The sequence below is a fragment of the Pseudoalteromonas sp. bablab_jr010 genome, assembly GCF_016464105.1.
GTDB lineage: Bacteria > Pseudomonadota > Gammaproteobacteria > Enterobacterales > Alteromonadaceae > Pseudoalteromonas > Pseudoalteromonas simplex.
In genome coordinates this window covers 1-508 of record NZ_JACDWV010000019.1, presented here as the reverse complement: position 1 = coordinate 508, position 508 = coordinate 1, and the positions used below count along the sequence as shown (strand labels likewise).

The 508-nt window shown below is 42.3% G+C and carries 1 pseudogene; it reads left to right on the top strand.

Features of this window, described 5'->3' with window-relative positions:
* Positions 1-195 precede the first annotated feature (195 nt).
* Positions 196-508 (top strand): annotated as a pseudogene (locus tag JIG37_RS00305) (DUF2931 domain-containing protein); the annotation flags it as partial.

Sequence of the window (508 nt, the reverse complement as noted above, 5' to 3'; positions counted from 1 at the left end):
AGATGTGTATAAGAGACAGGCACAGGAGAGATAGAAACAAATATAACCCCCTACTTGATTATTGGTATGGGAGCAACTGGCGAGATTAAGGTTTGGTTATCAAATACAAGCTCAGAAATGAATAGGGTTGGTCGTGTATTACATGAACTTGGCTCAGGGCAAGCGCAATGGCGTGAGAATAAATAAAAACCGACTATGGACAAGTTTATAAAACCACTCATCTCAATTGCATGTGCTTTGTTACTGGTAGGTTGCTCGTCAACGGGAAAAATAGATTACATGGTTGCAGGCGTAGGCACTGAGAATGGGAATGCTATTTGGGGGCGCTCAGTGGTATTTGATAATACATGGGGCATACCATCAGGAGCAATTGAGTGTTGTTATGCTGAGGCTGGTGGTACAGTCAGTTTGTACGACCAAAAGTTCCCTGAAAAAGTGGCGGTTGAATGGCTCGATAAATCAGAAAATAGAATTTATTACGGTGAAGTGGCTATAGATAAGGCAGGGT